The following is an 8,943-nucleotide window of genomic DNA, read 5'->3' as shown; positions in this document are numbered from 1 at the left end:
CTTCACTCCCAACCATCAATTGTGTCAAGTTATATCCTGTGGAATTTTTTAACGTATTGGCTCCTGTCCAAATAATATCTCCGGTTGGCAAAACCACTTCTAAATTCAAAACATAATCTTTGGTTACACCATATTTTACGGCTCTTGCTCCGCCGGAATTTTCGGCTACATTTCCTCCGATAAAGCAACTTCCCATACTACTTGGGTCAACCGGATAGAATAATCCTTTTTCGGCAACGGCTTCGCGTAACACTTGTGTAATAACACCGGGTTCGGTAATGACTTGCAGATTTTGCTCGTCAATCGTTAGGATTTTATTGAATCGCTCCATCGAAAGTCCGATTCCTCCTTGAACGGATAAAGCACCGCCACTTAAACCGGTTCGAGCACCTATCGGTACAACGGGAATTTTATATTGATTGGCTATTTTTAGAATTTCGGAAATTTCTATAGCTGATGATGGTTTTATCACCACATGTGGTGGAAAAACATAATCTTCGGTTTCATCGTGACCGTAGAGATTACGAGTGGCTTCATCATTGAAAAGATACGATTGACCTACAATATTTTCAAGTTGCTTTAGAATTTCAGAATGGAGTTGCATATACAAGTTTTAAACCCTAAAGGTAAAAAAATTACAGCAAAGAAAGTATCCAATACCAAAAAGCTAAGGTTAAAAAAGAAAGTGGAATTCCGATGCCAATCATCATGCTGCTTAATTTCGGTTTTAACCCATACGATGAAGCCAAAATCGCTCCGGTAATCATGGGAGCCATCGCTGCTTCCATAATGGAAACATCGACGATTTCTCCTTGACCATTGAGGATAAATTTGTATAAAATCAGAAAAAATAAAGGCGTTATCATTAATTTAAAAAACAAACCTAACGCTAAAAAATTCCAATGTTGACTTCTTTTATCAAATTTCAATTGCAATCCCACTGAAACTAAAGCAATTGTTGAAACCGTTCCTCCTACTTTTTGAAAAACAGTCTGTATTATGTCAGGAAAGTCAAGATTCAAAACATTAAGCAGACAAGCCATCACAAAAGCAATAAACGGAGGAAAGAAAACAATTTTTTTGATAATGAGTTTCGAATCGACTTCTCCCTTTGAAAAAATTGAGGCGACAGTCACTCCCAAAGTAGCTAAAACCACGAATGAACCAGGTTGATCGACAATGATTGCGGTTTGTAAACCTTCTTGACCAAATAACGCTTCAATTACAGGAAATCCAACAAACGAAGTATTTCCCAATCCTCCGGTTAAAATCAAGCAGCCCGTTAATTTTTTAGACCACCCGAGCCATTTTCCTAAGCTGTAAAAAAACAAAAATGACAACCCAAATCCGAGCCATGCCACACCAATTGGAAATAGCAATTTTGAAGAAATTTCAATTTTCGGAATGTAATACAATGCTAAAGCCGGAAGTGAAATATAAATTACAAAATGGTTTAGAGCCACGTATCCGTTTTTGGGAAAACTTTTCAGAAATTGTAATCCAAAACCAACAAGTAAACAAAGAAAAATTAAAATGATATTTTCCATTGAGATTTAAAATTCAAAAATACGTTTTTGAGCATAAAAACAATTGAAATAAACCAATACATTTTTCTTTTTTGTAACTTTACCTTTCAATTTAATTGTTGTGGCTCAAAAATCTTCAAAAACATCTGCTTTGCAGGAGAAAGATGGTGTAATGCAACCGGAAACGGTCAATTCTATTTCCGTTAAGCTAATTCAACAATTCCGTAGAAAAAGTAATACTGCAGAAGAGTTAGTTCAAGGAATTTTAAAAGGAAATATTACCGATTTAAGCCGAGCCATTACCTTAGTAGAGAGCACCAATCCCGAGCATTTAACCAAAGCAAATGAAGTAATCAATGGCTGTTTACCACATGCCAACAAGTCCGTTCGTATTGGAATTACGGGTGTTCCCGGCGTTGGAAAAAGTACGTTTATTGAAGCTTTTGGAAAACACTTAACTTCTTTAGGAAAAAAAGTAGCTGTTTTGGCTGTTGATCCAAGTAGTACTATTTCTCACGGAAGTATTTTGGGCGATAAAACCAGAATGGAAGAATTGGTCAAAGATAAAAATGCCTATATACGACCTTCTGCTTCGGGAGAAACGTTGGGTGGAGTGGCCCGAAAAACCAGAGAAACCATTATTTTATGTGAAGCGGCCGGATTTGATACCATCATCATTGAAACCGTTGGAGTAGGTCAAAGTGAAACTGCCGTTCACAGTATGGTTGATTTCTTTTTACTTTTAAAAATTTCCGGTGCCGGCGACGAATTGCAGGGCATCAAACGCGGCATTATGGAAATGGCCGATGCCATCGTTATCAATAAGGCGGATGGTGATAACATCAAAAAAGCCAAATTAGCCAAAACCGAATTCAATAGAGCATTGCATCTTTTTCCGGCAAAAAAATCGGGTTGGATGCCAACGGTTTCTACTTGTAGTGCGATAACCAAAGAGGGAATTGATGACGTTTGGAAAACCATTTCTAATTATTTGGAATTAACACAATCCAATGCCTATTTTCAAGAAAAAAGACAAGAGCAAAACCAATATTGGATGATGGAAACGATAAATGAACAATTAAAAAATCAATTTTATACGCATCCTGAAATTGCTAAACTCTTAGACGAAAAGAAAAAAGCTGTGCAAAACAATGAAATCTCACCATTTGCAGCTGCGATGGAATTACTTTCAACTTACTTTAAATAAATTTTTATTTTATACCTTATCTACTTCAAAATTGGCGGTATTTTAATTTTTATACTATAAAAGGTATAAAAAATTGATAAAATTTAAAAATATACCTTTTATGGTGTGATTTTTCGATATTTTTGTATATTTGTAACTTAAAAGGTATAAATATGCGAGAAAATTTAACCGACTTGAGTAAGCACATCAAACTAAAACGCAAGCAAAATAAACTCACACAACCCGAATTAGCCTTAAAAGCCGGTGTAGGATTACGATTTGTGCGAGATTTAGAACAAGGCAAAAACACCTTGCGAATGGATAAAGTGAATGATGTGTTACGCTTATTTGGAGAAACCTTAGGGCCAATTCCAATGGATAGAGAAAAATTAATTTCAAATGAATAGAAGCGGAAAAGTATATATGAAAAATGAATACTGCGGAACAGTTTTGGAAACTGATCACGGCTATCTATTTCAATACGATTCCGATTATTTAAAAAGCGAAAAAGCTGAAGCGGTTAGTTTAACCTTGCCATTAATCGAAAAACCCTATCAAAGTAAAACCCTTTTTGCTTTTTTTGATGGGTTAATTCTTGAAGGCTGGCTGTTAGACATAGCCGAGAAAAATTGGAAAATAAACTATAAAGACCGAATGGGTTTGCTCCTCACCTGTTGTAAAGATTGCATTGGAGCGGTTAGTGTTGTAAAAAATGAAGAACTATAAAAAGAAATATTTAGCACGATTAGAAAATCCCACCATGGAAGTTCAAGAACCAAGAACTTTTTATGGCAAAAGATGCTTGTATTGCTATGAACCTCTTTTTGATCCTTCTTCCGATTTTCATGAAGCGTGCATCAAACGCTTTTTTGGGCAGTTAAAAACGCCACAACTCAATTACAACTTGGAAAACCTGCAAGAGTTAGCTTCAAAAGTTATCCAAAGCCAAATGGCGGTAACAGGCGTTCAAGCTAAAGTTTCGTTGAGTTTAATTCGAAAAGAAGAGAAAAATTTAACCAAAAAGCTTACCATCGTTGGACTTTATGGCGATTATATACTCAAACCACCATCGGAACATTATGAACAATTACCGGAGTTGGAAAGTGCAACCATGCACATGGCTGATGTTTGCGGTATAAAAGTAGTTCCACACAGTTTAGTGAAATTACAAGATGAAACCCTTTGCTACATCACCAAACGAGTGGATAGAACCCGAAAAACCAAACTTCACATGGAAGATATGTGTCAATTGAGCGAAAGACTGACGGAAGACAAATACAAAGGAAGTCACGAGCAAGTAGCCAAATTGGTGTTGAAATATTCGAGCACGCCGCTTTTAGATGTGAGCAATTTTTATGAGCAAGTTTTGTTTAGCTTTTTTACAGGGAATTCAGATATGCATTTAAAGAATTTTTCATTGTTGGAAAAAGAGGGCCAAGGTTTAAGTTTATGTCCGGCTTATGATTTAGTGCCAACGGCTTTGGTTAATCCGGCTGATACTGAAGAATTGGCTTTGACCTTGAATGCCAAAAAAAGAAAATTGAAATACAATGATTTTTTTGCTGCATATGAAAAATGCGGGCTAAGCAAAAAAGTATTAGATAATACGTTAGAACTTTTTGTGTATGCCAAACCCGAAATGGAAGCCGTTTTAGGAAAAAGTTTTGTACGTGATGAATATAAGATGAAGTATTTGAGTTTGATGGAGAGTAGGTTTAAACAGATGGAAATACTATAAAAATGCCGTTTTAAAATTTAAAACGGCACTTTTTTACTCCTCATATCTTTCCATCTCCCGATCATAAAAAGCTCCGGCTAATTCAATTAGCTTTTCCATTTCGGTTTCGAGGTCTTTTTCGTCTTCTTCGTCAATTTCTTCTAAGAATTCTACTTCGTCATCTTTTAAGTTAATTAAAAAACGAGGATAATCTAAGTGAATCACAAAAATATCATCAGGATAATCGGTATTGTCTGCTAAAACGAATTTTGGTAAGTCCATATTTTATGAGGTTGCGGGTTGAAAGTTGTGAGTTGCGGGTTTAAAAAAAATTGAGTTTAATATTCAAATGTACCAGATTCACTGGTAATGGTTAATTTTTTATGTTCGGATGCTTCTACTTTACCGACAATTTGAGCATCAACATTGAATGATTTTGAAATTTCGATAATGTCGTTGGCAATTTCATCAGGAACATACAATTCCATTCGGTGACCGCAGTTAAAGACTTGATACATTTCTTTCCAATCGGTTTTAGATTGTTCCTGAATCAGTTTAAATAATGGCGGAATCGGGAATAAATTATCTTTGATAATGTGTAAATTATCAATAAAATTTAAAATCTTTGTTTGTGCTCCACCACTGCAATGCACCATGCCGTGAATTTCTTTTGGGGAGTATTTCTCTAAAATTGCTTTGATAATTGGAGCATAGGTTCGAGTGGGAGAAAGCACTAATTTTCCAGCATCAATTGGACTGTTTTCCACTTCATCCGTCAATCTCATTTGACCGGAATAAACCAAATCGGAAGGAACTGCGGCATCAAAACTTTCAGGATATTTTTCGGCTAAATAGTTAGAAAAAACATCATGACGAGCAGAAGTTAAACCATTGCTACCCATTCCTCCGTTGTATTCTTTTTCATAAGAGGCTTGCCCGAACGAAGCTAAGCCTACAATTACATCACCGGGTTGAATGTTGGCATTATCAATCACATCGCTACGTTTCATTCGAGCGGTAACCGTTGAATCTACAATGATAGTCCGCACCAAATCCCCTACATCAGCCGTTTCGCCACCGGTTGAATGAATCGTAACACCAAATGATTTTAGTTCTTGGATTAATTCTTCCGTTCCGTTGATGATGGCAGAAATTACCTCAGCCGGAATTAAATTTTTATTTCTTCCGATGGTGGATGAAAGCATGATATTATCGGTTGCCCCAACACAAAGCAAATCATCTATATTCATAATCAACGCATCTTGAGCAATGCCTTTCCATACTGAAACATCCCCGGTTTCTTTCCAATACATGTATGCTAATGACGATTTTGTTCCGGCACCATCAGCATGCATTAAAAGACAAAATTCTTCATCACCGGTCAAATAATCGGGAACAATTTTACAGAAAGCTTTAGGAAATAAACCTTTATCAATGTTTTTGATTGCGTTGTGCACGTCTTCTTTGGCGGCAGAAACTCCCCGAAGTGCATAACGTTTGCTGGTATCCGAACTCATAGTTGTGTTGTTGAATTGAGCAAAGATAGGATTAATGTGAAAATGTCACAATGTAAAACCTATGAGAAATTATTATTTTTCAAGTATCAAAATTTCTACTCGACGATTCGCAATGCGTTCTTCTTCGTTTTTTTCCGGTAACGGATAAATGGGTCGAGTGGATGCAAATCCTTTATATTTAATTCTATCTGCTGAAATTCCGTTTGATAGTAGAAAATCATAAACCGTTTTAGCACGTTTGAATGAAATATCTTCTACTTCAACTTCTTTACAACAAATATGTCCTTGTATTTCAATTTTTAAGGTTGAATTTGCTTTCATTATTTGAAGTAGCTCGTCTAAAACCGATCTCGAATCAGGTAGTACAACATCGCTCATATTATAAAAATTCAATCCTTTCAACTTTAATAACTCACCAACTTTTGCATTTTTTACCTTTTCGGAAAAAGTATTTGTCATTGGAACTTGATAAAAAATGTGGACTTTTCTATTTTCATCTTGGTTTAAAGAAAAAATGAAGTCTTCGCCTAAAGGAATTCTTTCTAATTTATCGATTACTTTTATTTTATTCAATTTTAGAATATTTTCGATAGAGTGAATCCGTCGTTCTGCTAACTTTAAATTGTATATTTTCGAATCTACCGTATCACAAAAACCTTCAATTTTATAAACTTCAGCGGTTGGATTTTGTTTTATCCAATTATTCAAAATATCAATTGAATTTGTATTAGGATATGCTTTATTAAACTCAAAAAAAACATCCAATTTTTCCTGAGCAAAAAGTGGCACAAAAAATAAAACTAGCAATATATAAGTTAATGTTTTCATTTTTTTATGATTTCAATTTCTACTCGACGGTTGGCTATTTTTTCTTCCTCACTTTTTTCAGGAATTGGATAAATTGGTTCATTACTTCCAAAACCTTTATAAGCCAATCTTCGCAGTTGAATACCGTTATCTCTCAAATAATTAAAAATTTTTAAAGCACGACGATACGATAATTTAGTATCTTTTGGGTCAGGATTACAGCAAATATGTCCTAAAACCTTAATTTCTAAATCTGGATTCAATTCCATAGCAAATAGTAATTGCTCCAGTAAAGGCTCGGATTCAGGGATAATAATTTCTGAATTAAATTGAAAGTGAATGTTATTAATCACAATTTTATCCCCAACATTCGCTTTTTCAAACTTATCTAGTAATGAAATTCTTTCCTTTTCAATTTTCTCCACAAGCGATTCTTCTTTGGGCTTTTCTTCTACCAATAGTTCGGTTTCTGTGATTGGTTCTTCCACTATTTTGTAAAAAAAAGTTACTTTTCTATTTTCAGCTTGTATTTTTGATTGTTTAAAATCTTCGCCATGAACTTCTTGAATTAAACTATTAGAAATTCTACTGTTTTTTGATTTTAATAAAGTTAAAACACTCTGAATTCTTTTTGAAGCGAGTTTTATATTTGACAAATTTGTATCAACGGAATCGCAATAACCTGCTATTTGTAGAATTTCTATATTATTATTTGAACTAATCCACTCATCAAAATTTTTTAAAGAAATAGCATTTGGCACCTCTTTGGCGAAATCAAAATAAAGTGTTTTTGATTCTTGAGCCTGAAGAAATGAGAAACATAAACTAAAAAAAAGCACTACTCGTCTCAATTTTTTATAATTTCAATTTCTACTCTACGATTGGCGGCTCTTTCTTCTTCATTTTTTTCCGGTAACGGATAGATGGGTTGCGAACTTCCAAATCCTTGATAAGTAACCCTCGAATTCTCGATACCGTTCATTCGTAAAAACTGACTAATTGCTTTGGCACGTTGAGTTGATAAATTAGTTCTATCCGTTGGCATACAACACAAATGACCTTGAATATCGATGGAAAGTTCAGGATTTTGTTGCATCACAATAAGTAATTCATATAATTTTCCACGACTTTCATTAACGATAGCAAACGTGTTTAATTGAAAATTAAGGTTTTCCAATTTTAATTTTTCGCCGGGTTTAGCTGCATCAACTTGTTGCATGAATTCCACATTTAGTTCAAAAGCAGATTCCGTTCCGTTAGGATTTTCAATCACGATTGCTTCCGGAAATTGTTTTTTTGATTTAGATTTTGGAGCGATTTCTTCTTTTTTAATTCCTAAAATTTCATCTTCTTTGGCTAAATCTTTTGCTTCGATGTAGTAAATTGTCACCCTTCTATTTTCTGCTTTATTGTCAGATTGTTGGTGTAATTTTCCAAAACTTCGGGTTTTAAAATCATCTCTGATTTTGACTTTATCTTTTACTAATTTATAAATAAAATCGACTCGCTTTTGGGCTAACGTATCATTAAAACCAATCGTTCCATCTTCATCGGTATAACCATTGATGGCAACAATTTTTACTTCATGGTTTTTAGAAATCCAATCATTTAACTTCTGAATTTCTGTACTTTTCAATTCAAATTTATTAGTATCAAAATAATAGGAAGATTGCTCTTGTGCAGCAATAAATTGATTGGTGAATAAAAAAAGAAGCCAAATAATAACCGATTTCATACTAAGTATTTTTACCATAACGAAAATACAACGAAATAATTTTATAACCGCTTTAAAAAAACAAAGTGGGATAACTTTCGCTATCCCACCCGCTTTAGTGTTAATTTGTTGGAAATTTAGTTTTGTTGTGATCAAAATCAAAAAGATTTTGATGTAGTATTTTTGAACACAGAAAACTCACTGTTAAAATACCACTATACTTCCCACGGTTATATTTTCTAGATTTTTTTTAATGCTTGGGGCATTTTTGCTATTTTCAAAACAAGCGTTTGTTTACAAAAGCGATACGAAAATATAAAATAAATTTAATATTGTAACATTTTGATAGAAAAAATTTTGATTGTCCGTTATTAGTCATAACCCTGTAATGCTTGCTATCACTAGCCTGTCGAATAATTTTTCTTCAAAATACCGTCTATTAAGCTTGTAAACGAACTCATTTAGGTATAATTGTA

At 34.1% G+C, this 8,943-nt stretch carries 11 protein-coding genes and 1 pseudogene; 4 read left to right on the top strand and 8 right to left on the bottom strand.

Translation table 11 applies throughout. The features are described from left to right. Nucleotides 1-604 (bottom strand): FAD-binding oxidoreductase (locus tag ACIQ0M_RS14890; protein ID WP_396153643.1); only part of this gene is annotated, 604 nt, incomplete at its 3' end. Nucleotides 605-635: 31 nt separating this feature from the next. Continuing rightward, the gene (locus ACIQ0M_RS14885; RefSeq protein ID WP_396153641.1) at nt 636-1,547 is read right to left on the bottom strand and encodes an AEC family transporter; all 912 of its coding nucleotides are present in this window, start codon (nt 1,545-1,547) and stop codon (nt 636-638) included. A gap of 151 nt (nt 1,548-1,698) precedes the next feature. On the opposite strand from ACIQ0M_RS14885, the gene meaB reads away from it, so the two are divergent. The 4 genes from meaB to ACIQ0M_RS14865 all read left to right on the top strand — a co-directional run bounded on the left by meaB (nt 1,699) and on the right by ACIQ0M_RS14865 (nt 4,450). After that, entirely contained in the window at nt 1,699-2,733 is a 1,035-nt protein-coding gene (meaB, locus tag ACIQ0M_RS14880) for a methylmalonyl Co-A mutase-associated GTPase MeaB (protein WP_396153645.1), read from the top strand. 152 nt (nt 2,734-2,885) lie between these two features. Continuing rightward, on the top strand, nt 2,886-3,119 hold the full coding sequence (locus tag ACIQ0M_RS14875) for a helix-turn-helix transcriptional regulator (RefSeq protein ID WP_333696248.1): 234 nt from the start codon (nt 2,886-2,888) through the stop codon (nt 3,117-3,119). Next, nucleotides 3,112-3,438, top strand: a complete 327-nt coding sequence (locus tag ACIQ0M_RS14870) for a HipA N-terminal domain-containing protein (RefSeq protein WP_396153639.1) — start codon at nt 3,112-3,114, stop codon at nt 3,436-3,438. The genes ACIQ0M_RS14875 and ACIQ0M_RS14870 overlap by 8 nt, the downstream gene beginning before the upstream one ends. Then, nucleotides 3,425-4,450, top strand: coding sequence for a HipA domain-containing protein (locus ACIQ0M_RS14865; protein ID WP_396153637.1), 1,026 nt, complete (start codon nt 3,425-3,427; stop codon nt 4,448-4,450). Before ACIQ0M_RS14870 ends, ACIQ0M_RS14865 begins: the two co-directional genes overlap by 14 nt. A 33-nt stretch (nt 4,451-4,483) precedes the next feature. On the opposite strand, the gene ACIQ0M_RS14860 is transcribed toward ACIQ0M_RS14865, so the two are convergent. From ACIQ0M_RS14860 to ACIQ0M_RS14835, 6 genes and pseudogenes are all read right to left on the bottom strand, one after another. Then, nucleotides 4,484-4,711 (bottom strand): hypothetical protein, encoded by a 228-nt coding sequence (locus ACIQ0M_RS14860; protein WP_396153635.1) that lies wholly within the window; start codon nt 4,709-4,711, stop codon nt 4,484-4,486. Nucleotides 4,712-4,767: 56 nt separating this feature from the next. Then, nucleotides 4,768-5,946, bottom strand: coding sequence for an AIR synthase related protein (locus ACIQ0M_RS14855; RefSeq protein ID WP_396153633.1), 1,179 nt, complete (start codon nt 5,944-5,946; stop codon nt 4,768-4,770). Between the two features lie 72 nt (nt 5,947-6,018). Beyond that, the gene (locus ACIQ0M_RS14850; protein WP_396153631.1) at nt 6,019-6,774 is read right to left on the bottom strand and encodes an OmpA family protein; all 756 of its coding nucleotides are present in this window, start codon (nt 6,772-6,774) and stop codon (nt 6,019-6,021) included. After that, nucleotides 6,771-7,604, bottom strand: a complete 834-nt coding sequence (locus tag ACIQ0M_RS14845) for an OmpA family protein (RefSeq protein ID WP_396153629.1) — start codon at nt 7,602-7,604, stop codon at nt 6,771-6,773. The genes ACIQ0M_RS14850 and ACIQ0M_RS14845 overlap by 4 nt, the downstream gene beginning before the upstream one ends. Then, the gene (locus ACIQ0M_RS14840) at nt 7,601-8,488 is read right to left on the bottom strand and encodes an OmpA family protein (RefSeq protein WP_396153627.1); all 888 of its coding nucleotides are present in this window, start codon (nt 8,486-8,488) and stop codon (nt 7,601-7,603) included. Before ACIQ0M_RS14840 ends, ACIQ0M_RS14845 begins: the two co-directional genes overlap by 4 nt. A 354-nt stretch (nt 8,489-8,842) precedes the next feature. Further along, nucleotides 8,843-8,943, bottom strand: a pseudogene (locus ACIQ0M_RS14835) (IS1595 family transposase); the annotation flags it as partial.

Origin of the sequence: Flavobacterium sp., from assembly GCF_044339515.1 — a bacterium.
Taxonomy (GTDB): Bacteria; Bacteroidota; Bacteroidia; order Flavobacteriales; family Flavobacteriaceae; genus Flavobacterium.
This window is presented reverse-complemented; position numbering and strand designations above follow the sequence as displayed.

Excerpts from the sequence above, each read along its gene's own strand:
- ACIQ0M_RS14870 (WP_396153639.1), top strand. The coding sequence starts at position 3,112 with ATGAATAGAAGCGGAAAAGTATATATGAAAAATGAATACTGCGGAACA.
- ACIQ0M_RS14855 (WP_396153633.1), bottom strand. The coding sequence starts at position 5,946 with ATGAGTTCGGATACCAGCAAACGTTATGCACTTCGGGGAGTTTCTGCC.
- ACIQ0M_RS14860 (WP_396153635.1), bottom strand. The coding sequence starts at position 4,711 with ATGGACTTACCAAAATTCGTTTTAGCAGACAATACCGATTATCCTGAT.
- ACIQ0M_RS14865 (WP_396153637.1), top strand. The coding sequence starts at position 3,425 with ATGAAGAACTATAAAAAGAAATATTTAGCACGATTAGAAAATCCCACC.
- ACIQ0M_RS14885 (WP_396153641.1), bottom strand. The coding sequence starts at position 1,547 with ATGGAAAATATCATTTTAATTTTTCTTTGTTTACTTGTTGGTTTTGGA.
- ACIQ0M_RS14840 (WP_396153627.1), bottom strand. The coding sequence starts at position 8,488 with ATGAAATCGGTTATTATTTGGCTTCTTTTTTTATTCACCAATCAATTT.
- meaB (WP_396153645.1), top strand. The coding sequence starts at position 1,699 with ATGCAACCGGAAACGGTCAATTCTATTTCCGTTAAGCTAATTCAACAA.
- ACIQ0M_RS14850 (WP_396153631.1), bottom strand. The coding sequence starts at position 6,774 with ATGAAAACATTAACTTATATATTGCTAGTTTTATTTTTTGTGCCACTT.
- ACIQ0M_RS14875 (WP_333696248.1), top strand. The coding sequence starts at position 2,886 with ATGCGAGAAAATTTAACCGACTTGAGTAAGCACATCAAACTAAAACGC.